A 25,028-nucleotide genomic window follows, 5' to 3' on the forward strand; every position below is an offset into this window, starting at 1 on the left:
GTATTTAGGCGTATCGCCATCGGAATGCAAGGGCCGGGTCCGCATACGGCTGCGGACCGGGGGGACTGGACGCAGCTCTGGACGTGGGACGCGGATCGGGTATGAGCAGGGCATGGAGACACCTTTCGAGATATTCCTGAGCGCCCCTCCGGGGCTGGAGCCGCTTTTGCAGCAGGAAGTTGCCGAAGCCGGGTTCGATGCCCCCGAACTGGCGCCCGGCGGTGTCGTCACGCGCGGCGGCTGGCCCGAGGTCTGGCGCGCGAACCTGTGCCTGCGTGGCGCGGGGCGGGTGCTGGTGCGCTTTGCCGAATTCCGCGCTTTCCACCTTGCACAGCTGGACAAGCGGGCGAGGAAGCTCGACTGGGGTGCGGTGCTTCCGAAGGGGGCCGCCTGCCGCGTGGATGTGACGTGCCGCAATTCAAAGATCTACCACGATCGCGCCGCGCGTGCGCGGATCGCGGGCGCGATCGAGGCCTTCGGGGGGACGGTGTCGCCCGAAGGAGCGCTGCGCGTGATGGCCCGGATCGAGGACGACCTTGTCACGCTCTCGCTCGATACTTCGGGGGAACTGCTGCACCGGCGCGGCTGGAAGGAAGCCGTGGGCAAGGCCCCCCTGCGCGAAACGCTGGCGGCGCTGTTTCTGCGGGCCAGCGGCTATGACGGTAGTGAACCCGTGGTGGACCCGATGTGCGGCTCCGGTACCTTCGTGATCGAAGCCGCGCAATGGGCGGCGGGGATGGCGCCCGGCCGGGCGCGCGACTTTGCCTTCGAGGACCTGCCGTCGTTCCGGGCGGGGGAATTCGCTACGTTGAAAGCGGAAACCGATGTCCCGGGGCGCGAGGCGGGATTGCGCGAGGCGGGACTGCTGTTTCACGGATCCGACCGGGACGACGGCGCGATCCGTGGCGCCACCGCCAACGCCGAACGGGCCGGGGTGGCCGATCTGTGCCGGTTCCGCCGCGCGGCGATCAGCGACCTCGAGCGCCCGGAGGGCACGCCCGGCCTCGTCATGGTGAACCCGCCCTATGGCGCGCGCATCGGCGACCGGAAGCTCCTGTTCGGTCTGTACGGATCGCTGGGCGCTGTGCTGAAGGAACGCTTCGCCGGTTGGAGACTTGGCATGGTCACCTCCGATGGCGGGCTGGCAAAGGCCACGGGGCTCGACTTGCGGGCGGGCCCGCCGGTGGCCTTCGGTGGGCTGACAGTAAAGTTGTATCAGGCGGAGCTCTGAACCGGGGATGCGCGCCGGACCGGGGAAGGGGGCTCTGCCCCCGTCCCTGCGGGACTCCCCCGCGGTATTTCGGAACCAAAGAAGCCGGGGGCGGGATGCGTTGCGGCTTCGGAAGGCGGCCACGGTGATCGGGCACTGACTGTGTCGTTCCACCGATGCTGCGTCAAAGCGACGGGGCGGCGAGGCGCCCTCGGTCAGGCTTCTTCAAGCCGGTCGGTGGCCGGTGGCGGGGTTGGCCCGAGCGTCGAGAGACGCGCGCGCAGATCCTCGTCCATCGGGTAGCTGATCGCCGCGAGGGAGGGGCGCAGCTGTGCCTCTGACCGGGCGGACAGGATGGGGATCGGGCGCGCGGGATGCGTCGCCACCCACGCCACGGCGAGGGTCGCGGGGTCAGCGCCGATCTCCGCGGCCAGGTCCACCAGCGCCCGGGCGGTATCGTGTGACTGGTCCCCGCCATAGCGCTTGGCGTAGCGGGCGTCGGTGGCAAGACGACCGCCGGTGCCGGTATCCTTCGTGTACTTGCCTGTCAGCAGGCCACCGCCGAGGGGCGAATAGGTCGCGGCGAGGATGTCCTCGGAGCCGCACATGGGCAGGATTTCCACCTCGGCCTGCCGTTTCGCGAGGTTGTACATGGGTTGCAGCACATCGATTCGGGTGCCGAAAGTGGCGGCGACGGCCTGTGCCTTCATCACCTGCCATGCAGCGTAGTTGGATACGCCGATGTAACGGATGCCGCCGCCGGATTGCAGCTGCGCCAGTGCCTCGAAGGTTTCCTCCAGCGGCGTCTCGCCATCCCAGCGGTGCATGTAGAAGAGGTCGATGGTGTCGATGTTCAGACGCTTGCGGCTTTCTTCGAAGGTTTCGAGGATGTTCGCGCGGGCGGCGCCACCGGCATAGCCTGCCTTTGTCGCGACGAAGATGCGGTCGCGTTCGGATGCGATAAGGCGACCGAGGATGCGCTCGGATTCGCCCTCCGTGTAGGAATAGGCGGTGTCGAAATGGCGAATGCCGGCGGCGCGGCAGGCGTCGTACATTTCGCGTGCGGCGCGATCGTCGGCGGCGCCGCCAAATTGCATGCAGCCAAAGGCGAAGCGGGCGGGCGTATCGCCCGAGAGAGTCGTGAGTGTTGTCATGGCCGGACTTTGGCACAGTGCGGTGTGCGGCGGAAGGGTATCGGCAGTGCCGCGAGCGAACGAAGCGGCCGAACGCGCGGCAAGGCCAGCGGAGCACGCCACGATGTTGAATTCACCAAGGCATCGGCTGGTGAAGGGGGCAGGCGCGGTGTTCGGATCAGGTGGCCAGGGTAGGCATCACGGTATGCGGTCGGGGGCAATCATGGAGGGTGGAAAACATCTTGGGGTTGCGGGAGGGGGCGTGATACGATTGCCCGGTCTCGTCGAGGAGGGTGCACCATGTGGAAGGGTTCTGTCGTGCTCTGGCTGCTTTGGGTCGGGTCTTCCCTCGCGCAACAAGAGACTGGGGCGGCAGACGCTGTACCGGACGCGCCGGGAGTCATTGCGGAGCAGGCCGCCGATGAGGGGACTGCGTCCCAGTCGGAGACCGCGGCGGTGTCCCGGCAGGAGGCCGAGCCGGACTGCGAAGACGTCACGGAGAAGAATGCGACCGGGGCGACCCTGACTGTCGCTGAATCCAACCTGTTGATGCTTTGCTTTACCCTGAAGCCGGTCGAATTGCAGGAGATCCTCAGCCAAGGATGGGTGGGGTTCCAAGCCTATCAGCCGCCGGCCGGTCTTCTGGATCAATACGAAAAGCAATTGATGGGGCCGGGCAGTACCGGCCTGATCGGGGGATGAGATGCATTGGGTCGATCTGATCGCAGCCGCGGAGAAAACGGGAATTGTGCTTCTGGCCTCTTCCATCCTGCCGGTGGCCGTGTTGATCGGGGCAGGGCTGGCGAACCGGAGGGAGAAACCGGACCGCCTGCCGACGGGCCAGTTGGCCATGGTCGCGCTGGTGTTCGGCTGTCTGGCCTGCGTGACCGGCCTGATCGCGGGGGCGAGCCGCACGGCGGTGACGGGGCAGGTTCTGCCCGCGGCGCTTGGCCTGATCGGGGCCGTGGCGCTTTATACCGTCATCCAGAAGGAGGCGAGCCTGCCGGTGGCCGGCTGCGCCGTCCTGGCATTTTCGTTGATGCTGGCCTTTGGCACGGTGTTGGGGAGCTATGAACGCGCGCGGTCGCAGGCCTTTGCGGAGGCGCAGCGCTACGACATGGGCATTCTTAAGACGCAGGCCGACATCGAGGCCGTCATCAACGGTTATCGCCGCGCCCGCGCGCTGCCAGTGCTGGATTTTTCCGGCGAGTAGGGGTGAAGCGGGAAGTGTCGGGCCACTGCGTCGTCATGGCCGGAATATTATTTACGAAGAACTGACCTTGCCTCGGGATGTGTGACACGGGCTGGATCATACCCGGCCGGGGCACACGGGTTATTTTGGCAAGGGCCGCACCCGAAAAGAAAGGTCCCCGCGCATGCACGCAGGGACCTTCCCGTTAGCGGTTGAACCAGAAAGCCTCTGAACAGATGCTTACTGCGGGATTTCCGCGTCGATGCCTTCGACGTAGAAGTTCATCCCCAGCAGGGTGCCGTCGTCGGCGGTTTCGCCCTCGGCCAGCCAGTCGGATCCGTCGGCCTTTTTCAGCGGACCGGTGAAGGGGTGGTAGTCGCCCGCCGCGATCTGGTCCTTCATCGCAAGCGCTTCGGCCTTCACGTCTTCCGGCACGGCGGATGAGATATCACCGATGCCGACCATGCCCGCGCCGATACCGTCCCATGTGTCATCGGATTCCCAGGTGCCGTCCATCACCGCCTGAATGCGCTCGATGTAGTAGGGGCCCCAGTTGTCGATGATCGAGGAGACGCGCGGCATGGGGCCGAATTCCGCCATGTCGGAGGCCTGTCCGAAGGTGATGACGTCACCTGCTTCCTGTGCGGCGGCCTGCGGTGCGGTGGAATCGGTGTGCTGCAGTATCACGTCGCAGCCCTGCTCGATCAGCGCCTTGGCGGCGTCGGCCTCTTTGGCCGGGTCGAACCAGGTGTAGGCCCAGATGATCTTGAACTCGACGTCCGGGTTCACCTTCTTGGCGTGGATGTAGGCGGAGTTGATACCGCGGATGACCTCGGGGATCGGGTAGGAGGCGATGTAGCCGACCTTGTTCGACTTTGTCATGCGGCCCGCGATGGTGCCCTGGATGGCGCGGCCCTCGTAGAAGCGGGCGGAGTAGACGCCGACGTTCTCAGCCTTCTTGAAGCCGGTGGCGTGCTCGAACTTCACGTCCGGGAACTTCGAGGCCACGGCCAGGGTCTGGTCCATGTAGCCGAAGGATGTGGTAAAGATGATGTCGGCACCCGACAGGGCCATCTGGGTGATGGCACGCTCGGCGTCGGCACCTTCCGGAACGCTTTCCTGATAGATGGTCTTGAGTTTGTCGCCAAAGTGCTCTTCGGCGTGGACTCGGCCCTGGTTGTGCTCATAGGTCCAGCCGCCGTCACCGATCGGCCCGACGAAGATGAAACCCGCAGTGACGGGGCCGTGGCTTTCGGCCAGGGCGGCGGTGCCGCCAAAGGTTGCCAGCGTCAGCGCCGCGGCGCCGGTTTGCAGAAGGGTACGTCTTTTCATTGTGAACTCCCGTTGTCGGATCGTTGGTCGGTTGGTTTGGTTGGCTCGGGCGCGGACATCAGCGCCGAGGTGATGACGCCCGCCGGGATGGCCACGATGCCGAGGCCGATGAGCAGGACGAATGCTGTGAAGATGCGGCCCCCGAGGGTGATCGGATACACGTCACCGTAGCCGACGGTGGTGAGCGTCGCCAGAGCCCACCAGAGCGCTTCGGGGATGGAGCCGAAAGCCTCGGGCTGGGCCTTGTGTTCGAACTGGTAGATGCCGACGGCGGCGATGAAAAGCATGATCGCCGCCATGAAGACGGCGAGTATGAGTTCGTCGCGGGAGGAGGCGATGGCGTATTCGATGCGGGCCAGCGCACGGCGCATCCGAAGGAGTTTCAGCATGCGGAAGACGCGCATGACGCGCAGGGTGCGCAGGACCTGCGCGTCGGGCAACAGAAACAGCAGCGCGGGCAGAATCGCCATCAGATCGATGACGCCCCAGAAGCTGGTGGCGTAACGCAGTCGATCCGGCGCGGACCACAGGCGCAGCGCGTATTCCAGCGTGAAGATGCCCAGAAGCAGGACTTCGAGGCCCATCAGCGCGCCGTGCAGTGCGGGCGGCAGGTCGGGGATCGACTGCACCGTGATGACAAGGGCCGAGAGCAGGATCAGCAGGTAAAGCGTGGTCGCCACATGGCGCGCCCAGGACGAGCCTTCTCCATCGAGAAGGTCGTCCAGTCGGACGCGCAGGGGGCGGGTGTCCCTGCCAGATGCGATGCCGTGGGTCATGATGTGGCGTGGAAGGGCTTTCCGAGGGCTGCGGGGGCGCCGTGGTGGCCGCGCGCGGAGATCACGACCAGCACGAGGATGGTGACGACGTAGGGCGAGGCCGAGAGCAGCGCCACGGGGACATCGGCGCCCGCCGCCTGCAGGTTCAGCTGCAGCACGGTGACGCCGCCAAAGAGGTAGGCGCCGACCAGCACGCGGCCCGCCCGCCATGAGGCGAAGACCACCAGCGCCAGCGCGATCCAGCCCGCGCCTGCCGTCATGCCTTCGGTCCATTGCGGCACGCGCACGAGGCTGAGGTAGGCCCCGCCAAGCCCCGCACAGGCGCCACCGTAGAGGATCGCGGCAAGGCGGATCAGCACGACCTTGTAGCCCAGCGCGTGGGCGGAGTCGTGGCTTTCGCCGGTGGCGCGCAGGATGAGCCCGGCGCGGGTGTACTTCAGGAAGGCCCATGTGGCGGCGACCAGCGCGAGGGAAAAGTAGACGACGATGTCATGGGAGAACAGCATTCGCCCCACGACGGGGAGATCGGAGAGCGGTCCAAGGTCGAGCTTTGGCAGGGTCGGGCTTTTGATGCCCTCGTAGGGTTTGCCGATCAGGCTGGAGAGGCCGAGTCCGGTCAGCGTCAAGCCAAGCCCGGTGGCGACCTGGTTCGAGAGCAGGAACTGGGTCAGCACACCGAAGGCCAGCGACAGAGCGGAGGCGGCCACGGCGGCGGCGACGAATCCGAGCAGCGGCGAGCCTGTGTTCACGGCGATGGCAAAGCCCACCACGGCGCCGGTGATCATCATGCCCTCGACCCCGAGGTTGAGGACGCCTGCGCGTTCGACCACGAGCTCGCCCAAGGCCGCAAGCAGTATCGGTGTCGCGGAGACCATGATGGAGGCCACCAGAAGAACGGGGTTGATGGCGCTCAGATCCATGCGCTGTCCTTTGTCGAACGGTGGAGGGGGGCTCTGCCCCCCGCGCGGCCGCGCTCCCCCCCGCGGTATTTGTGAACCAAAGAAGCAGGGGGGCGGGTCATGCGGCGGCCTTTTGGGAAAGGCGGATGCGGAAGTTGGTGAAGACGTCCATGGCCAACAGGAAGAACAACAGCATCCCCTGGAAGAGCTGGATGGCGGCGGCTGGCAGGCCGAGCATGAGCTGCGCCAGTTCGCCACCGATGTACGTCAGCGCCATGAGGAGGCCCGCCAGCAGAATGCCGATCGGGTTCAGGCGGCCGAGAAAGGCGACGATGATCGCGGTAAAGCCGTAGCCCGAACCGAAATCGATGGTGACCTGGCCCGCCGGGCCGGTGACTTCGAACAGACCGGCCATGCCCGCCAGCGCCCCGGAGAGGCCGAGGCAGAAAAGTATCATGCGCGCCGGGTTGACGCCTGCAAGGCGCGCGGCGCGCGGGGCCTCGCCGGTCAGCCGCACCTGGTAGCCCAGCATGTGACGGCTGAGCAGCACATAGGCAAAGATGACCGCGATGAGCGCCGCGACCACCCCCCAATGGGTGCCGGTGCCCGCGAAGATCTCCGCATTATGGGCAGCCTCCCATTGCTTGAAGTTGCGCGAACCGGGAAACCCCATGCCCTCCGGGTTCCGCAGCAGGCCGGTGGCGACTGAGCCGAGGATGGTTTCCGCCACGTAGACCAGCATCAGGGAAACCAGGATCTCGTTGGTCCCGAGCTTCGTCTTGAGGAGAGCGGGGATCATGCCCCAGGCCCAGCCACCCAGAGCACCTGCGAGGATCATCAGCGGGAAGATCAGCACAGAGTCGGAGGGGTAGAAGGCAAGCCCCGCCGCCGCGCCACAGATCGCGCCCATGATGTATTGGCCTTCGGCGCCAATGTTCCAGATCCCGGCACGGAAGCCGATCGAGAGGCCGATGGCGATGAGGATCAGCGGCGCGGCCTTTACCAGCAGTTGCGGCCGAGAGTAGGCGGCGAACTGCGGGTGAAAGAGCGGATCCCAGAACAGCGTGCGGATCGCCTCGAACGGATTCGCACCAAGCGCCCAGAACAGCATACCGCCCACCACCATGGTCAGGACCACGGCGAGAACCGGCGTCAGCGCAGACATCAGGCGTGACGGTTGCGGGCGTTTCTCGAGGCGGATCATCGGGCGGCTCCGGGAGCGGGGAAGAAAGCTGGGTATTTCAGCCAAGAAGCGGCAGGGGCGCGCTCCTTGTGTTTCGTCTTTGTGCAAATACTCACTGCGACGGCACGGTGGGCGCTGTGGTCAAGGCCAGGCGTTGACATCGGCCACCTCCATGTCGTGCGCGCCGCCCATCATCAGGCCGATCTGTTCGATGTCGAGCCCGGCCACCGGGCGAAGCGGGGACAGTCGGCCTTCGTTCAGGGCGCCGAAGCGGTCGGAGACCTGCATGAGTTCGTCGAGGTCCTGGGATATGACGATCACCGCGCCGCCGCGTGCGGCCACGTCGAGGATCGCCTGGCGGATGAAGGCGGCCGCGGCCGCGTCGACGCCCCATGTGGGCTGGTTCAGCACGAGCACGTCTGGAGCCTGCGCGATCTCGCGCCCGACAACGAATTTCTGCAGGTTACCGCCCGAGAGCGCACGCGCCGCCGTCCCAGAGCCGGGGGTGCGCACGTCGAACCGGGCAATGACTTCCTCGGCGAAGGTGCGCGCGCGGGTCCAGTTGATGAAACCGTTCGCGACCAGTCGTTTGCGGTGGGCGGCGGTGAGCACGGCGTTTTCCGTCAGGCTCATGTCCGGGGCCGCGGCGTGGCCGAGGCGTTCCTCGGGGCCAGAGAGCAGGCCTTCGGCGCGGCGATGCGCGGGACCTTTGCGGCTGACGTCGGATCCCTTGAGGTGGACTGTGCCCGCAGGCGCCAGGCGCTCGCCCGACAGCGCATCGAGCAGCTCGTCCTGCCCGTTGCCCGCAACGCCGCCGAGCCCCAGCACCTCGCCCGCACGCACGGAGAGTGAGATGCCGCGCAGGGGCGTGCCAAAGGCGCCGGGCGCGGGCAGCGACAGGTCGCGGATTTCCAGCAACACCGCGCCCTTTTCGGTGGCGCGGGCCTGGGGCGTGGCAAAGCTGGAGCCGACCATGAGTTCGGCCATCTCGCGCGCGGTGGTGTCGCGCGGCACGCAGGTGCCGACGTTTTTCCCCAGCCGAAGGATGGTGGCATGATCGCAGAGCGCGCGGATTTCTTCGAGCTTGTGGGAAATATACAGGATGGAGGTTCCCTCTGCCTGCAATTTTCTAAGCGTTTCGAAGAGGATATCGACCTCTTGGGGGGTCAGAACGGACGTCGGTTCGTCCATGATCAGCAGGCGTGGATCCTGCAGCAGGCAACGGATTATCTCGACCCTTTGGCGTTCTCCCGCGGACAGGGTGCCGACGGTGCGCGACGGATCGAGCGGCAGGCCGTAGGTCTCGGACACGGTGCGGATGCGGCGCGCAAGGTCGCGCATGGGGGGCGGGGTTTCCATCCCCAGAGCCACGTTTTCGGCCACGTTCAGCGCGTTGAATAACGAAAAGTGCTGGAAGACCATGGCGACACCACTGGCGCGCGCCTCGGAGGGTTTGGCGGGATGATAGGGGGCGCCGTTCAGGGTCATGACGCCGGAATCGGGTTTCACCAGCCCGTAGATCATCTTGACCAGGGTGGATTTGCCCGCGCCGTTCTCGCCCAGAAGCGCATGGATTTCGCCCTTGCCGATCGCGAAGGACACGGAGTCGTTGGCGATCACGCCGGGGTAGGCCTTTGTCAGGCCGTCTATGCGGAGGAGCGTGTCGTCCACGAATGCTGTCCCTGTCGTTTTTTCATCTCGAGTAACTGGGTCGCGACCCCGATGGCAATGGCTTGAGGGTGTTTCCCGAGGTCTTTTTGCCCAATCGGGCAGCAGATGCGGCTTATTGCGGCGTCATCGTGACCGGAGGCGCGCAGGCGGCGGGAGAAGCGCGCCCACTTCGTGTCCGACCCGATCAGGCCGCAGAATTTGAAGCCACGCGTGATCGCGGCATTACAGAGCGCGAAGTCGATCGCATGGGAATAGGTGAGGATGAGGTGTTCGGCGTCGCGCGGCGCGTGCGCCATGAGGTGGGCCGGGGCGGCGGTGGGGATGGTGGTGACGCCCTGCATGACCTCTGGCGGAAATCGCTCCGGCGCGGTGTCGACCCATGTGATGCGCAGGTCCGGCAGCGGCGCGAGGGTGGCGACCAGTGCCCGGCCCACGTGGCCCGCGCCCCAGATCCAGAGATCGCGGGCGGGGCGCAGGATTGGCTCGACCATCCAGTCGCCAAAGCGTTTCGGGTCGGGGGCGAGGCCACGCGCGCGAGCATGGTCGAGCAGGCGCGCGACTTCCAGCGGCATCGCGCCGGGGCCGCGGGCAAAGGGGGTGTCGTTGACGGGCAACGTGTCGGCGGTAAACCGTTCGGTCAGCAGCGTGACCGCGCCGCCACAGCACTGCCCAAGATCGGGGCCCAGCGGGTGGCGAGTGAAGCCATTGCGGTCAAAGGCGCGCTGCGCCGCCTCAAGCTCAAGCGCGCCGCCGCCGATGGTGCCCGATTGCCCGAAGCCCGTGCCCTCGCGCCAGACCAGCATCGCCGCGCCGACCTCGCGCGGGGTGGACCCGGCGGTCGCGGCGACCACCACGCGCGCGACCGTGCCGTGTCGGACGCAGGCCGCGCGCAGGGTATCAAGGTCGAGGCTCATCCGCCAGTGCCGCGCAGGGACCCGAACGCCGCCAGCAGCCTTTCCGGCGTGGCAGGTGCGTCGAGCGACGGGTAGGCGTCACCACAGGCCGCCAGCGCGTCCGACAGTGCGAGGAAGGCGGAGATGCCCAGCATGAAGGGCGGCTCCCCCACAGCTTTCGATCGGCCAACAGTGGGGACGTGGTTCTCGCCGTCCCAAAGGCTTACATTGAACACGTCGGGGCGGTCGGAACAGGCGGGGATCTTGTAGGTTGACGGCGCGTGTGTGCGCAGGCGGCCATGGTCGTCCCAGACCAGTTCTTCCGTGGTCAGCCAGCCAGCTCCCTGAACGTAGCCGCCCTCGATCTGGCCCACGTCCAGCGCGGGGTTCAGCGAGGCGCCGCAGTCGTGCAGGATGTCGGTGCGCAGGATGCGGTTTTCGCCGGTGAGTGTGTCGAGGACGACTTCTGTCACCGCCGCGCCGTGGGCGAAGTAGTAGAAAGGCCGGCCATGACCACGCATCCGGTCCCACGAGATCTCCGGCGTCGCGTAGTAGCCCGCCGCCGACAGGCTGATGCGTGCCTGGTAACACAGCGCGGCAGCCTCGGCGAAACTCATCGTTGTCTTGCCCGCTATGACACGGCCATCCGCGAAGCGCACCGCGTCGGGCTCCACCCCGTGGACACTGGCCAGATGCGCCGCCATTCGCGCGCGGATCGCGGCGCAGGCATTGGCCACCGCCGCGCCATTCAGGTCCGACCCGGAGGACGCGGCCGTGGCGGAGGTGTTCGGCACCTTGGCGGTATCGGTAGCGGTGATGCGCACCGCGTCCAGCGGCACGCCGAACCCATGTGCCGCCACCTGTGCCACCTTCTGGAACAGACCCTGTCCCATCTCGGTGCCGCCGTGGTTCATCAGGATCGAACCGTCGTGATAGACATGCACCAGCGCCCCCGCCTGATTGAGGTGGGTGAGCGTGAAGGAAATGCCGAACTTCACAGGCGAGAGCGCGATACCGCGTTTCAGCACCGGGTTGGCGGCGTTCCACTCCGCGATGCGCGCCCGGCGGGCGTGGTACTCGGCGCGCTCCGCCAGCCGTTCGGTCATCTCATGCAGGATGAAGCCCTCCACCGGCTGCCCATAGGGCGTGGTCTGCACTCCCGCGGGGACGGCGGGCGCCGCGCCCGCGTCCTGCGGTCCGCCGCGCGAGGTCAGCTCCGCCTCCGGGTCCGGCACAACCTGCTTCTCTGCTTCCGAAATACTCCCGGGGGTGCGAGGCGCAGCCGAGCAGGGGGCGGGAGCCCCCCCGCTTGTCCTCTCCGAAACCGAACCGCTCGGAGCGTAGTAGTTGCGCTGCCTGACCACCAGCGGATCAAGGTTCAGAACATGCGCCACGTGATCCACCACGCGCTCGATCCCCAGAACGCCCTGCGGCCCGCCGAACCCGCGATAAGCCGTGGCGGACTGGGTATTGGTCTTCAGGCGGTGGCTTTCGATCCGGACGTTCGGCAGCCAATAGGCGTTGTCGGCGTGCAGCATGGCCCGGTCGGCCACGGGCAGCGACAGGTCCTGCGCCCAGCCGCAGCGGGTGTAGTGGATGAAGTCGATGCCCAGCAAGTGGCCGTCCTCGTCAAAGCCCGCCTTGTACCGGATGCGGAAGTCGTGCCGTTTGCCGGTGATGATGAAATCGTCGTCGCGGTCGTAGCGCATCTTTGCCGGGCGGCCGGTGGCCTGGGCTACCACGGCGCAGGCGATGGCCAGCGCGTTGCCCTGGCTTTCCTTGCCGCCAAAACCGCCGCCCATTCGGCGCGTCTCCACCCGCACGTCGTGCATGGCTAGGTGCAGCGCATGCGCCACCTTGTGCTGGATCTCGGACGGGTGCTGGGTCGAGCTGTGGACATGCAGCGTGCCGTCGTCCTGTGGCAGCGCGGCCGCGGCCTGGCCTTCGAGGTAGAAATGCTCTTGCCCGCCCATCTCGAGCAGGCCGTCGACGCGGCGGGGGGCCGTTGCGATGGCCCCGGCGGCGTCGCCGCGTGACCAGATCACCGGACCGGATTCAAAGCGGCTGTCGGCATCCAGCGCCTGTTCGATCGTCAGGATCGGGGTCTCGGCCAGGGTTTCCAGTGTGGCAAGTAGGGCGGCACGTCGCGCGGCGCGGTGGCTGGTGGCCGCCACGAGGAAGACCGGCTGGCCCTGGTAATGCAATGTGCCGTCGCTGAGCAGCGGTTCGTCATGCGCGGACGGCGAGCAGTCGCAGTCGGACGGCAGGTCCGCGTGTGTCCAGACGCGCACCACGCCCGGCGCGGTACGCACGGCGTCGAGGTCGAGCGACGCGATCCGCCCGCGCGCGATGGGCGACAGCCCGAAGGCAAGGTGCAGAGCGTTCGCGGGCAGCGGGATGTCGTCGAGATAGCGCGCCGCGCCCGTGACGTGCTGGCGCGCGGAATCGTGGGGCAGGGGTTTGCGCAGGGTCATGACGTCGATCGCCTTGGCTGGCCGGGCAGGTGAGTATTTGCGAAGCAGAGAAACAGGGGCGCGGTTCTCATGGTCTCACCTCCAGCACGGATGAGGCGCCGCCAGAGTCCTCGAGGAAGTAGCGAGAGAGCATGTTGCGCGCGGCCTCCAGCCGGTAGCTGGCGGAGGCGCGCATGTCGGAGAGCGGCTGGAAGTCTTCGGCCCAGGCGTCGCGGACGGCTTCCAGGGTCGCTTCGGTCCAGGGTTTGCCCTGCAGGGCGGCCTCGACCGCGCGAGCGCGTTTCGGTATGCCCGCCATGCCGCCAAAGGCTATGCGGGCCCCGGTCACACGCCCGTTTTCGGTGGTGATGGCGAAGGCGCCGCAGACGGCGGAAATATCCTGATCGAAGCGTTTCGAGAGCTTGTAGACCCGCAGCCGGTCGGGCTGGCGCGGGATTGAGATCGCCTCCAGGAATTCGCCGGGCGCGCGGTCCTGTTTGCCGTAGTCGAGGAAGAAATCCGCGATCTGAAGGGCGCGGCGGGTGTCGCCGTGGCGCAGGTGCAGGGAGGCGTTCAGTGCGATGAGCGCGGGCGGGTTGTCCCCGATTGGGGAACCGTTGGCCACGTTGCCGCCGATGGTGGCGGCGTTGCGGACCTGGGTGGAGCCGTAGCGGCGGATCATTTCGGCATAGGAGGGGTGGTGGTCGGTCATGAGCGCGCGCACGCGGTCCATGGTGACGCCGGCGCCGATGCGGATCGCCTTATCGGTCACCTCGATCTGCTGCAGGTCGCGGCAGCGGTTCAGGAAGATCGGGGCAGACAGGTCGCGCAACTGTTTCGTCACCCAGAGGCCGACGTCGGTGGCCCCGGCGACCAGCACTGCGTCGGGCTGCGCGGCATAGAGCGCCGCGAGCGCGTCGGCGGTTTCGGGCGCGTGGGGATTGGCGGCTGCGGCGGGGGGCGCGTCGGTCATGTGCGCGGGCACGGGCTGGTTCTCGGCCGCCTGTGCGGCGCGGATGATGGGGGCGTAGCCGGTGCAGCGGCACAGGTTGCCCGCCAGCGCGTCGTCGTGTCCAGTATCGCCGTTCAGTTGCGCAGTCGCCATCGAAACCACGAAGCCCGGCGTGCAGAAACCGCATTGCGAGCCGTGATGTGCGACCATGGCCTGTTGCACCGGGTGCAGGGTGCCGTCCACTTGGGCGATCCCTTCGACCGTGCGCACGGCTTTGCCGTCGAGCTGTGGTACGAAGAGGATGCAGGCGTTGAGCGCCCGCGCGCCGCGCTCGTCCGTGACCATGACGGTGCAGGCCCCGCAATCACCCTCGTTGCAGCCCTCTTTGGTGCCGGTGAGCCCGCGCGTGTCGCGCAGCCAGTCGAGCAGAGTCAGCGTCGGGGAGACGTCGGTGAGCGCCACTTCTCTTCCGTTCAGAAGAAAGGTGATGTTCATGTTGTTTACCAGCCGCGATACCGGTGGGCGGAGGCCCCGGCGGATGACCCACCGTGCGCGCCCTCGATGCGGCGTAGAAGGCGCGCGAAAATTGCCGTTGTCACGACAAGGCTAGGCGTCGGGGCTTCGGAATGGCAAGGGAATTCTGCCCGTGGCCTGCCCGTTCGCCAGGCAACGCCACGGAAAGCGCCTGATTCGCGTGGCGTTGCCGCGCGCTTTCAGAGCGTTTCTGCCAGTGCCGCCAGCTGGTCGGTGGTCAGACCCCACCCCGTGGCGAACCCCATCTGTTCATGCTTTTCGCGGGCGGCGGCGTCGTTGTGCAGGATCACCGCGCGGTAGAGCGTTCCGCCAGCGCCATCCGGCATCATGGTGATGGTCGCGGTCATGAAGCCCGAGCCGTTGGGGCGGTAATCGGCGCGCAGGGCGTCGGTGAAGGTCAGGCGGCGTTCCGGCTCGACCTCGAGCAGGCAGCCGTCGGAGTTGCTGTCGCAGGTCTCGCCCTCGCCGTTCGGCCCCTGCATCCGGGTGAAGAAGCGGCCGCCAGGGCGCAGGTCGACCACCGCTTCTGTCACGCGCCAGGGTTTGGGGCAGAACCAGAGCTTCATCAGTGCGGGTTCGGTCCAGCAGCGCCAGACGGCGGCCGGGGTGGCGGGGATGCGCCGTTCGAGAGAGAGGTCGGTGTCCTGACAGAAATGCAGGGTCATGGCGGCAGTCCTTGTGGGTCCGGTGGGCGGGGAGTGCCGCGCTCCAGTGCCTCCGCCAGCAGGGCGAGGCGGTCGGTGCAGCCTTCCCACAGGCGACGCTGACGGGCGAGCCAGCCCTCCGCCAGCCCGAGGGGCGTGGGGTCGATGTGGACCATACGCGGGCGGCCGGATTTGATCGTGCGAACCAGCCCGGCCCGTTCGAGGCGGCCCAGATGTTTGAGGAAGGAGGGCAGCGCCATGGCGTGCGGCTCCGACAGTTCGGAGACAGAGGCGGGGCCGTCCACCAGCCGCTCGATCACCGCACGGCGGGTGGGGTCGGCGATAGAGACGGAGAAGAGGCCGATATGGTTAGTCATAGGGCCAACCATCGGCCGGGTCGCGAGTCGCGTAAAGCGGAAAGCTTTGTCCAGGCGCTAAGCTTCAGCGTCGGTGCCGTCGGCTTCCTTGTCCGGCCCGAGGTCCGAGAGCGTGTCTCGCAGCTTGGCGATTTCCTCGGTCACGAGGGCGCCGGGGCAGGCGGCACTATCGGACCACGCGGAAAAGCGGTCGAGCAGCGGAATGAAGGTCGCGATCTCTTCTGTCGTCCAGTTCTGCAGGTAGCTGCCCAGCACCAGGAATTTGTAGGTCCGCACCGCTTCGACGATGCGGGTGCCGTCCTCCGTCAGTTCCAGCACCGTGCGGCGCGCGTCGGCCTGGCTGACGGCCCGTTGCAGAAGGCCGCGTCCGATCAGGTCGGAGGTCATGCGCGAGGCCCGCGAGGGGTCGATGTTCAGGCGCTGGGCCACGGTGGAGACCATCGTCTCCCGCTCGCAGTCCTCGCCGAATTCGTTCGCCGGGGCCCAGACCGCCATCAGCACGTCGAGCTGCGCGAGATCGACAGGCAGGCCAAGTTCGGACAGGGCGCGGTAGCCGAGTTCCCGCTTGAAGACCCGCCGCCGCCAGACCTGCAGGATCGCGTCGATCTCGAGCGACGCCTGCGCGTGCTCCGGGTCGATGCCCGCCGGGGCCAGCTGTTGCTTCAGTCTGTCGTCTCTTTCGGCCATGTTCACCTACCTGAGGCGCCGCATTGCGGCAATTGTTGTGATACGTGCTGTTGACACGCATTTGCCTGCGACACATATTTAGTCTCAAACCCGGCCATTTTCAACGCGGACCTGCGCGGGGCGCCAGCCTGTTGCGGGAAAGATGGCCTGTTACTCCCATGGATATGCAAGGATTTCGACCGAATGTCACTGAGTGAAACCGCGGCGCAGTACGAAGATGCGCCCGATCGGGCGATGATTCGGCTCACGCTCGGAGCTGTGGCGGCGACGCTGCTGTTTGCTTCGCTGGGCCAGACCATCGTTTCGACTGCGCTGCCGATCATGGTGGCGGATCTGGGGGGAATGGACCACATCACCTGGGTCATCACCGCCTACCTGCTGGCCTCCACCATCGGCGCGCCGCTGGCGGGCAAGCTGGGTGACATGTACGGGCGCAAGCTGGTGCTGCAATCGGGCATAGGCGTCTTTGTCGTCGGCGCGGTGCTGTGCGGTGTGGCCTCGAGCATGGGGGTGGTGATCGCCGGACGCGCGGTGCAGGGGTTGGGGGCAGGCGCGCTGATCGTGACCGCCATGGCCACGGTGGGCGATCTGCTGCCGCCGCGCCAGAGGGGCATGGCGCAGGGAATCCTTGGTGCGGCCTTCGGGGTGTCTACCGTGGTGGGGCCGCTGTTGGGCGGGTTCATCGTGCAGCACTGGTCGTGGCACTGGATCTTCTTTGTGAACCTCCCGGTGGGGGCGGTGGCATTCGTCATTATCGGCATGGCGCTGCCGCGCCGCACGGACCTGCGCAAGCGCCGGGTGGACTATGCCGGGGCGGGGCTGCTGGCGGCGACGCTCGCAGCGATCGTGATGCTGCCCAACGCGGCCGCCGAGGGCGGCGGCTGGGCTGGTCCGGCGGTGGTGATGGTCGCGGTGATCGGGCTGCTGGCGCTGGTGGGCTTCGTCGTCACAGAACGCCGCGCAGAGGAACCGATCCTGCCCATGAGCCTGTTTTCCAACAACACTTTCGTGGTGGTGAACACTGTTGGGCTGATGGTGGGAACGGCGATGTTCGGCACGATCACCTTCCTGCCGTTGTACCTGCAGGTGGTGAAGGGGGTGTCGCCCACGGCGTCGGGCCTGTTCCTCGTACCGATGATGGGCGGGCTGATCCTCGCCTCTACCATGGCGGGCCGGGTCATGTCGAAGACCGGGCGCTACAAGCTGATGCCGGTGCTGTCGACGGGGCTTCTGGCGGTGGGCATGGGGCTGATGACAATGCTGTCGGTCGATACGCCGCTGGGGGTGATCGCTGCAACCATGGTGATGATCGGGCTGGGGCTGGGGCCGGTGTTTTCCGTCGGCGTGGCAGCGATCCAGAATGCAATCCCGCGCGAGCAGTTGGGCGTCGGCACCGCCAGCGCGAACATGTTCCGGCTGATCGGCGGCGCGGTGGGCACGGCGGCCTTTGGCGCGGTGTTCAGCGCCGGGCTGGCGCGCGAACTGTCGGGCCATGTGCCCGGCGCGGCGGAGGGCGGGCTGCGCTCGCTCGGTGCGGAGGCCGTGCGCGCCATGCCGGCGGAGATGCAGGTTCTGGTGATGCAAGGCTTTGCCGCCGCGCTGCACCCGGTGTTCTGGGCGGCGACGGTGGCGGCGGCGCTGGGTTGTGTCGCATCAACCCGCCTGCGGGAGCTTCCGCTGCGCGACGCCTGATGTCGGCCGAAAGCTTCTCCAAGCCTGTCTCAGGCACGTTTCTGTCGGTACAGGGACAGAGTTTCAGGGTGTCTCCCCCGCGTCATGGACGCGGTACTGCCGGTCCCTCGGGTGAGGGGCCGGTCTTTTTCTGGTCCGGGGGGGCGTCGTTTCGGGCGGTCTGGAGATGTGCGGGCCAGTTTCCGGGCCGGATCGCGGGGCGGGTGAGGAAGGCGGCGACCTCTTCCATGGCGGCGCGACTGCCAAGGATGCCATTGTGCCCGAGGTTGTCCCACGCCGACAGCCGCGCGGTGGGGCAAAGGGTCTCGAAGCTTTCGACCTGTTCGAAGGGGGCCGCGTAGTCGCTACGGGCATGCAGAAGAAGGATATCCTCCTCGCGTTCGGTCGCCACGGGGCGCCAGGGCGTGTCCATGACATAGGGCGCGCTACGGGCGTCCAGTCGGTCGAGGAAGCGCTGGAGGCAGCGCCCGGAGATGCCGTATTGCCGGGCGCCCAGCGTCACGAGGTGGCGCACGTCAAGCACGGCGGAGATCATCGCCACGCGCGGGCAGCGCAGTCCCGCGTCCATCGCAAGAAGCGCGGCGGAGGCCGACAGGCAATGCGCCGCCAGGCCGTCGTAGGGACCATGCTGGAGACCCGCCAGCCGGATCGCCTCGACGATGTCATTGAGCGCGCATTCGCTGAAGTGGCCGTGCAGGTGGCCCGGCAGCACGAGCATGTCGCAGGCGGCGCCTTGTGCCTCGAGTGCGTGAAGCAGGCGCGCGAACTGTCGGAAGTGGCCGTCATGCCCCGGCACGATCAGAACGCGCGGCGCCTGCGGTCCCGCGCCGGGCTTTCGCAGCAGGGCGCAATCGGGGGCGATCTGCACCACCTCGAAGCCGTAGCGGTGCAGGGCGGGATCGTCCAGAAGCCCCTTCGCCGAGCACAGGTAGCGATGCGCCAGAACCGCGGCGGTGTAATCCGGCAGGAGCCGCGCCGCGACGCGCAGTGCCAGCCGCCGTAGCCATACGCGCAGCGTGGCCCGGTCGTGCTGCTCCGCCTCAAGCGCGGCGGGGGATAGGTCGGAAAAAGGTGGCAAATCGGTCATGCGGGGCGGATCAAATGATTGTGCTCTGTGCTGTCAACCTGTTGGGTAACCTATGGGGCGAAAACGGCGGTATTTTGTCGTGAATGTCCCCGTAGCGAGGCCGATCCAAGGCTTTCACGGCATTCGCCGCTGGCGGGGATGCCGCCGGGACGGGCTTTCACCCTCCGTGCATCGGGCCTAGAGTGCAGCCATGGCCGATCCCCGATTCATCCACCTCCGCGTTCACACCGAATACTCCCTGCTCGAAGGCGCCTTGCGGCTGAAGAAGCTGCCGGGACAGATCGCCGATATGGGCATGCCCGCTGTGGCGGTGACGGATACCAACAACCTCTTTGCCGCGCTGGAGTTTTCCGTGGGCGCGAGCGCGGCGGGCGTGCAGCCGATCGTCGGCTGCCAGATGGACCTTCGCTACGTCGACCCCGCGCCGGGCGAGCGCGTGAAGGACCCCGCGCCGGTGGTGCTGCTCGCGCAGACCGAACGCGGCTACGAACACCTGATGAAGCTCAACTCCTGCCTTTACATGCGCCGCGACAACGAGCTGGCGCATGTCACGCTGGAGGAACTGGAGAGCCATTCCGAGGACCTTATCTGCCTGACCGGCGGGCCGGACGGCCCGGTGGGCCGCCTGCTGCGCCAGCCCGCCCGCGCCCAGGCCGAGACGCTCATGCGCCGCCTGGCGCAGATTTTCGGCGACCGGCTCTACGTCGAACTCCAGCGCCATCCGCAGGAGGACGGCCAGCTGCCCGAGGCGGAGAAGATGACCGAACGCGGGCTGGTGGAGATGGCCTACGACCTTTCGATCCCGCTGGTGGCGACGAACGACGTCTATTTCCCGAAATCGTCGATGTACGAGGCCCACGACGCGATGATCTGCATCGCGGAGGGAGCCTATGTCGACCAGATCGAACCGCGCCGCCGCCTGACACCGCAACATTACCTCAAGACGCCGGAGGAGATGGCGATCCTCTTTGCCGATCTGCCGGAGGCGCTGGAAAACACCGTCGAGATCGCGAAGCGCTGTGCCTTCATGGCGTATCGACGCGACCCGATCCTGCCGAAATTCGCCGACGATGAGGTGGCCGAACTGCGCCGCATGGCGAACGAGGGGCTGCAGGCCCGGCTTGCCGTAATCCCGCACGCTGTGCCGGTCGAGGAATATCAGGAACGGCTGGACTTCGAACTGGGCATCATCGAGGGCATGGGCTTCCCCGGCTACTTCCTGATCGTGGCGGATTTCATCCAGTGGGCCAAGGACAACAACATTCCCGTCGGTCCGGGGCGGGGGTCAGGTGCCGGATCGCTAGTGGCCTATGCGTTGACCGTTACCGACCTCGATCCGCTGCGTTACTCGCTGCTGTTCGAACGCTTCCTGAATCCGGAACGCGTCTCGATGCCCGACTTCGACATCGACTTCTGCATGGACCGCCGCGAAGAGGTGATCCGCTACGTGCAGGACAAGTACGGCCACGACCGCGTGGCGCAGATCATCACCTTTGGCGCGCTGCTCTCGAAGGCGGCGGTGCGCGACATGGGCCGCGTGTTGCAGATGCCCTACGGCCAGGTCGACCGTCTGTCGAAGATGATCCCGGTGGAGGGCGTGAAACCCGTCTCCATCGAACAGGCGTTGCGTGACGAACCGCGACTCGCCGAAGAGGCGAGGAACGAGGAGGTCGTCGACCGCCTGCTGAAATACGGGATGCAGGTGGAGGGGCTGTTGCGCTCCGCTGGGACCCACGCGGCGGGTGTCGTGATCGCGGACCGCCCCACGGACGAACTGGTGCCGCTGTATCGCGATCCGCGTTCCGACATGCCCGCGACGCAGTTCAACATGAAGTGGGTCGAACAGGCCGGTCTGGTCAAATTCGACTTCCTCGGCCTGAAGACGCTGACCGTGGTGCAGAACGCCTGCGACCTGATCTACAAATCCGGCCGCCCGCTTCACGTCGCCGCCGACGGCACGCAGCTCTACGAGCCCGCCGAGGGCGCGGAGAACCAGATCAACCTTATCCCGCTGGATGATGAAGTCACCTACAAGCTCTATGCCAGCGCGAAGACCGTCGCTGTGTTCCAGGTGGAAAGCTCAGGGATGATGGATGCGCTCAAGCGCATGAAGCCCACCTGCATCGAGGACATCGTGGCGCTCGTGGCGCTCTACCGTCCGGGTCCGATGGAGAACATCCCGACCTATTGCGAGGTGAAGAACGGGGTGAAGGAGATCACCTCCGTCCACCCGTCGATCGACCACATTCTCGCGGAAACGCAGGGCATCATCGTCTACCAGGAGCAGGTGATGCAGATCGCGCAGGTCATGGCGGGTTACAGCCTTGGCGGCGCCGACCTGCTGCGCCGCGCCATGGGCAAGAAGATCAAGGAGGCGATGGACGCCGAGCGCCCGAAGTTCGAGCAGGGCGCGGCCAAGAACGGGGTTGATAAAAAGAAGGCCAGCGAGGTCTTCGACCTGCTGGAGAAATTCGCCAACTACGGTTTCAACAAGTCCCACGCGGCGGCCTATGCTGTGGTGTCCTACTACACGGCATGGCTGAAGGCGAACCACGCGGTGGAATTCATGGCTGGCGTCATGAATTGCGATATCCACCTGACGGACAAGCTGGGGGTCTATTTCGAGGAAGTCCGCAAGGGCTTGAAACTGCCTTGGGTGCCGCCCTGTGTGAACCGGTCCTTGGCGACGTTCGACGTGGTGGACCAGGAACTGGTCTACGCGCTGGGCGCGCTGAAGAACGTCGGCCTTGAGGCGATGAAGCTGGTGGTCGAGGGCCGGGGCGAGAAACCCTTTTCCACGATTTTTGACTTTGCCCGCCGGGTGGAGCTGAAGAAGGTCGGAAAACGCCCGCTGGAGATGATGGCGCGGGCGGGGTGCTTTGACGTTCTGGACCCGAACCGGCGGCGCATCTTCGACAGCCTGGACGCGCTGGTGGCGTACTCCGCCGCGATCCATGAGCAGAAGGAATCGGCGCAGGTATCGCTGTTTGGGGAGGCAGGGGACGACCTGCCCGAGCCGCGGCTGTCGCCCGTGTCGGACTGGCTGCCCGCCGAACGGCTGGCGGAGGAGTTCAAGGCCGTCGGTTTCTACCTGTCAGGCCACCCGCTGGACGACTACATGCCCGCGCTGAAACGCACCGACGTTGTCACGCTTGACGAGGTGACCGCCAAGGCGGAGCGCGGCCCGCTGGTGGCAAAACTGGCGGGCGTCGTGGCTGGACGTCAGGAGCGCAAGTCGGCGCGCGGTAACCGCTTCGCCTTCGCCCAGCTCTCCGACCCGACCGGCGCCTACGAGGTGACGATCTTCTCCGACACGCTGGAGAAATGCCGCGAGCATCTGGAAACCGGGTCAAAGGTCGTGGTGACCGTCGAGGCGACCATGGAAAGCGACCAACTGAAGCTGTTGGCGCGCGGGATCATGCCGGTTGAGATGGCAGCGGGCAGCGGGCCGGGGGCACCGTTGGGGTTGCGCATCTACGTCGACACGCCGCACACGCTGTCGCTGATCGCAGGCGTGCTGGGCGAGGCCCGCGAAAAGATGCCGAAGGCGCAGCGCGGTCCGATCCACCTGCGGCTGGCCGCACCCGGCCTGCCGGGAGAGGTAGAGATGGACCTCGAAGAGCCCTTCCCCGTGACGCCGGAAATCAAGGGCGCGGTGAAGTCGCTGGATGGCGTCCTGGCGGTCGAGGATTTCTGAAATCCGGGCGGGGCGCTGCGGGCGTGCCGTCCAGGTCCGCCATGGTTTGCGCTGCTGCGCGCGACTTCATGCCTGATGCCGCGTGGCTATGCCTTCGGGGTGTGGACGCGGACCGTTCCTTCGGGCTAGGAGGGATGAGACGTGGCTTGGGGGCAACATGCGCAAAATTTTCTTCAGGATCGGTCTGGCGTTAACGCTTGCCGCGACTCTGTCGGGATGCAGTGGCGATCCCCTGCGTGACGTGCCCCGGCTGGCAGAGGTCGACGTGGCGGAGGCGGCGGGCGAGGCCGAGGTGGTGGCCTCTGACGGTGGTGAGGTCCTGCCGGAGACCGCCGCCTCCGGCGAGGCCCCGCGCCGGGGGCTTCTGGGTTTCCTGAAACGCAAGGCCGACGCCGGGAAGGCAGAGGCTGTCGCGCCGGGCTCCGTGGGCGAGGTTGCGGCAAAGCCGGACGGCGAGTTCGCCGAGCCTGCGGACGTGGAAACGGGAGAAACAGCCGCCCAGGGAGCCGCGCCGCAGGCAAAGGCCGTCGCGGTGGCCGCCCCGGCGCAAGATCGCGGGCTATTCGGTTTCCTGAAAGGCACAGGGGCAGACGGGGGGGGCACGCTGACCGCCATGCCTGCGGACAGTAGCCGCGCCTCCCGCTACGCGCCGAAACCCGGGGCGGTGGATGCCCGCGAGGTACCTTTCGGCAGGACGTTGCCCTATGGCGAGATCGCCCGCGTCTGCAACGTCCCCGAGACGCAGCTGGGCACCAAGGCCGGAAGCTGGCCGGAGCGCGGTGCCCGCTATGACCTGCGCGACAGTGCGCCCGGCAGTACCGGGGCCCGCACCTACTACCTGACGGGGTTTCGCGACGGCTGCGCGCGGCAGTTCACCGCCGCGCTGGTGATGTTCGGCTCTCCCGAGACATGGGAGCAGATCCACTACGGGCCGGCGGGGGAGTCCCTGCCCGTGCTGGCGACTGACACGGCGTTCGAAGCGGTGAAGTCCAGGGTCTGTCGCGTCGGAGCCGGCAAGCCCTGCGGCAAGCGCATGAGCGCGCTGGAGCGGGACACGGTTTTCGTCAGCCTGTACGAGCGTTTCGAGGACAATACCCGCTGGAAGAACCTGCTGATCCATGGCGGCGAAGTGGTCGCGATGGGCAGCAGCGACTGATCCTCCAGCACGCGCCGGCGGTGCGCGCCCGGAACGCATTCAATTCCCGAGATGGGGGCGCTAGGCTGTCGGGATCGGTCAGCCGCGCGGAAGGGGCGTGAATGGACATCCTTGCTTCGCCCGGACGGACACTGGCGGCGATCGTGGCCTATCTTTGCGCGGTGGTGGTCGTCGCGACAAGCGCCTACATGGCCGCGGGCTGGAGCCTTGGCGACAGTTTCTACATGGTGCTCATCACGGTCTATTCGGTGGGCTACAACGAAGTGCACCCGGCGGAGACGACCTATCTGCGGGCGGTGACGCTGGGGACGATGATCTTTGGGTGCACGGGCACGATTCTGTTCACCGGCTCGTTGGTGCAGGTGCTGACGGCGTCGCAGTTGAACCGGGTATTCGGGAGGCAGAGGATGGAACGCGACGTGGCGCGGCTGAAGGGGCACGTGATCGTGGTGGGGCTGGGCCGCACGGGCATGATGCTGGCACGCGAGCTGAAGGCGGGCGGCGCGGGGTTTGTCGCGGTGGAGGTCGACCCCAAGAAGGCCGAGACGGCGGAGGCGTTGGGTTTTCTCTGCGTGATCGGCGACGGCACCGACGAGGACGTGCTGAAGGAGGCGGGGATCGGCCGTGCGCGCGCTCTGGCTACGGTGCTGCCCAACGATGCGGCGAATGTCTTTATCACGTTGTCTGCGCGCAGTCTGAATCCGGAGGTGACCATCGTCGCGCGTGGCGAGATGCCCGCGACAGAAGGCAAATTGCGGCAGGCGGGGGCGGATCATGTCGTGCTGCCCGCGCATATCGGTGCGGAGCGGGTGGCGGAGGTGATCCTCTACCCGGAGCTGACAAGGCACCCGCGCCGCATCGATGTTCAGCACGCGCGCGAACGGGTGCTGCGCAACATGGGGCTGGAGACGGAGGTGGTGGTCGCACCCGAGGGCGGGTCGATGACCGGGCGTTCGGTCGCAGAGATCGAAGCGCGCGGCGCCGGGCGTTTCATGGTGGTGCAGGTGATGCGGCAGGCGGGTGAGGTTGTCACCCGCCCGGAACCGGATTTCGTGGTTGCGGCGGGCGACGGCGTAATGATCGTCGGACGCGGCGTGGCCGGTCTGCGCTGCCTGTTCGACGCGCCGGAAGCCACGGAGAGTCCGCCGGCGGCGTGAGCGGGCAAGGCGGCGGCCCCAGAAACGGACTCGGTGGCAGCCCCTCGCCGCTGCCCTCTCAGTAATGGGGCGGGCGCTCGTCTCCGACGATAACGCCACCGGGGGCGTCGGCCTCGCGCTCCGCCTCGCGGCGGACGAGGATGTCCACCCGCCGTGTCAGCGCGCGGAGTTCGCCGTCCTGACGCGCGACGATATCGGAAAGATCCTCCACTGCGGCGAGCAGATGGGCAGCGCGCTCTTCGAGAAGTTGCAGGCGGTCGGGGGTATCGGTGGTGCTAACTTGGGGCGTATCGGTCATGGTGT

The 25,028-nt window shown here is 66.9% G+C and carries 21 protein-coding genes; 7 read left to right on the forward strand and 14 right to left on the reverse strand.

The genetic code is table 11. The annotated features are described in order from the left end of the window. The first annotated feature begins 112 nt into the window (after window positions 1-112). The gene (locus tag J5474_RS15290) at window positions 113-1,231 is read left to right on the forward strand and encodes a THUMP domain-containing class I SAM-dependent RNA methyltransferase (protein ID WP_209361782.1); all 1,119 of its coding nucleotides are present in this window, start codon (window positions 113-115) and stop codon (window positions 1,229-1,231) included. A 194-nt stretch (window positions 1,232-1,425) separates the two neighbouring features. Here the strand turns inward: J5474_RS15290 and J5474_RS15295 are convergent, their stop codons facing one another. Beyond that, on the reverse strand, window positions 1,426-2,364 hold the full coding sequence (locus tag J5474_RS15295; RefSeq protein WP_209361783.1) for an aldo/keto reductase: 939 nt from the start codon (window positions 2,362-2,364) through the stop codon (window positions 1,426-1,428). Between the two features lie 279 nt (window positions 2,365-2,643). On the opposite strand from J5474_RS15295, the gene J5474_RS15300 reads away from it, so the two are divergent. Both J5474_RS15300 and J5474_RS15305 read left to right on the forward strand, forming a co-directional pair. Continuing rightward, window positions 2,644-3,045 (forward strand): hypothetical protein, encoded by a 402-nt coding sequence (locus J5474_RS15300; RefSeq protein ID WP_209361784.1) that lies wholly within the window; start codon window positions 2,644-2,646, stop codon window positions 3,043-3,045. 1 nt (window position 3,046) lies between these two features. Further along, on the forward strand, window positions 3,047-3,556 hold the full coding sequence (locus J5474_RS15305) for a hypothetical protein (protein ID WP_209361785.1): 510 nt from the start codon (window positions 3,047-3,049) through the stop codon (window positions 3,554-3,556). Window positions 3,557-3,775: 219 nt separating this feature from the next. Here the strand turns inward: J5474_RS15305 and J5474_RS15310 are convergent, their stop codons facing one another. From J5474_RS15310 to J5474_RS15360, 11 genes are all read right to left on the reverse strand, one after another. Then, window positions 3,776-4,867, reverse strand: coding sequence for a BMP family ABC transporter substrate-binding protein (locus J5474_RS15310; RefSeq protein ID WP_209361786.1), 1,092 nt, complete (start codon window positions 4,865-4,867; stop codon window positions 3,776-3,778). Then, on the reverse strand, window positions 4,864-5,643 hold the full coding sequence (locus J5474_RS15315) for an ion transporter (protein ID WP_209361787.1): 780 nt from the start codon (window positions 5,641-5,643) through the stop codon (window positions 4,864-4,866). The genes J5474_RS15310 and J5474_RS15315 overlap by 4 nt, the downstream gene beginning before the upstream one ends. After that, entirely contained in the window at window positions 5,640-6,563 is a 924-nt protein-coding gene (locus J5474_RS15320; RefSeq protein WP_209361788.1) for an ABC transporter permease, read from the reverse strand. The genes J5474_RS15315 and J5474_RS15320 overlap by 4 nt, the downstream gene beginning before the upstream one ends. Before the next feature lie 97 nt (window positions 6,564-6,660). After that, window positions 6,661-7,746, reverse strand: a complete 1,086-nt coding sequence (locus J5474_RS15325) for an ABC transporter permease (RefSeq protein WP_209361789.1) — start codon at window positions 7,744-7,746, stop codon at window positions 6,661-6,663. 120 nt (window positions 7,747-7,866) lie between these two features. Next, entirely contained in the window at window positions 7,867-9,396 is a 1,530-nt protein-coding gene (locus J5474_RS15330; protein WP_209361790.1) for an ABC transporter ATP-binding protein, read from the reverse strand. After that, a complete protein-coding gene (gene xdhC / locus J5474_RS15335; RefSeq protein ID WP_209361791.1) occupies window positions 9,372-10,310 on the reverse strand; it encodes a xanthine dehydrogenase accessory protein XdhC in 939 nt (312 codons plus the stop codon). The genes J5474_RS15330 and xdhC overlap by 25 nt, the downstream gene beginning before the upstream one ends. Then, window positions 10,307-12,763 (reverse strand): xanthine dehydrogenase molybdopterin binding subunit, encoded by a 2,457-nt coding sequence (locus J5474_RS15340; protein ID WP_209361792.1) that lies wholly within the window; start codon window positions 12,761-12,763, stop codon window positions 10,307-10,309. The genes xdhC and J5474_RS15340 overlap by 4 nt, the downstream gene beginning before the upstream one ends. A 67-nt stretch (window positions 12,764-12,830) precedes the next feature. Then, window positions 12,831-14,189, reverse strand: a complete 1,359-nt coding sequence (locus tag J5474_RS15345) for a xanthine dehydrogenase small subunit (RefSeq protein WP_209361793.1) — start codon at window positions 14,187-14,189, stop codon at window positions 12,831-12,833. A 218-nt stretch (window positions 14,190-14,407) separates the two neighbouring features. Then, entirely contained in the window at window positions 14,408-14,893 is a 486-nt protein-coding gene (locus J5474_RS15350; protein ID WP_209361794.1) for an SRPBCC family protein, read from the reverse strand. Beyond that, on the reverse strand, window positions 14,890-15,249 hold the full coding sequence (locus J5474_RS15355) for an ArsR/SmtB family transcription factor (RefSeq protein ID WP_209361795.1): 360 nt from the start codon (window positions 15,247-15,249) through the stop codon (window positions 14,890-14,892). Before J5474_RS15355 ends, J5474_RS15350 begins: the two co-directional genes overlap by 4 nt. Before the next feature lie 57 nt (window positions 15,250-15,306). Then, entirely contained in the window at window positions 15,307-15,936 is a 630-nt protein-coding gene (locus tag J5474_RS15360) for a MarR family winged helix-turn-helix transcriptional regulator (protein WP_209361796.1), read from the reverse strand. A gap of 183 nt (window positions 15,937-16,119) precedes the next feature. On the opposite strand from J5474_RS15360, the gene J5474_RS15365 reads away from it, so the two are divergent. Beyond that, window positions 16,120-17,628 (forward strand): MDR family MFS transporter, encoded by a 1,509-nt coding sequence (locus tag J5474_RS15365; RefSeq protein WP_209361797.1) that lies wholly within the window; start codon window positions 16,120-16,122, stop codon window positions 17,626-17,628. Window positions 17,629-17,710: 82 nt separating this feature from the next. Here J5474_RS15365 and J5474_RS15370 read toward each other — a convergent pair whose 3' ends face one another. Then, complete coding sequence (locus J5474_RS15370) at window positions 17,711-18,715, reverse strand: alpha/beta hydrolase (protein ID WP_209361798.1); 1,005 nt, start codon at window positions 18,713-18,715, stop codon at window positions 17,711-17,713. A 190-nt stretch (window positions 18,716-18,905) separates the two neighbouring features. Here J5474_RS15370 and dnaE point away from each other — a divergent pair, with 190 nt between their 5' ends. The 3 genes from dnaE to J5474_RS15385 all read left to right on the forward strand — a co-directional run bounded on the left by dnaE (window position 18,906) and on the right by J5474_RS15385 (window position 24,725). Further along, window positions 18,906-22,412 carry a DNA polymerase III subunit alpha gene (gene dnaE, locus J5474_RS15375; protein ID WP_209361799.1) on the forward strand — a complete coding sequence of 1,169 codons (3,507 nt, stop codon included), beginning with the start codon at window positions 18,906-18,908 and terminating at the stop codon, window positions 22,410-22,412. 157 nt (window positions 22,413-22,569) lie between these two features. Continuing rightward, on the forward strand, window positions 22,570-23,568 hold the full coding sequence (locus tag J5474_RS15380; protein ID WP_209361800.1) for a hypothetical protein: 999 nt from the start codon (window positions 22,570-22,572) through the stop codon (window positions 23,566-23,568). A gap of 101 nt (window positions 23,569-23,669) precedes the next feature. Further along, window positions 23,670-24,725, forward strand: a complete 1,056-nt coding sequence (locus tag J5474_RS15385) for a potassium channel family protein (protein ID WP_209361801.1) — start codon at window positions 23,670-23,672, stop codon at window positions 24,723-24,725. 58 nt (window positions 24,726-24,783) lie between these two features. On the opposite strand, the gene J5474_RS15390 is transcribed toward J5474_RS15385, so the two are convergent. Beyond that, window positions 24,784-25,023 (reverse strand): SlyX family protein, encoded by a 240-nt coding sequence (locus J5474_RS15390; RefSeq protein ID WP_245216493.1) that lies wholly within the window; start codon window positions 25,021-25,023, stop codon window positions 24,784-24,786. Window positions 25,024-25,028 lie beyond the last annotated feature (5 nt).

It is taken from the genome of Sagittula salina, from assembly GCF_017813235.1.
GTDB classification, from domain to species: domain Bacteria; phylum Pseudomonadota; class Alphaproteobacteria; order Rhodobacterales; family Rhodobacteraceae; genus Sagittula; species Sagittula salina.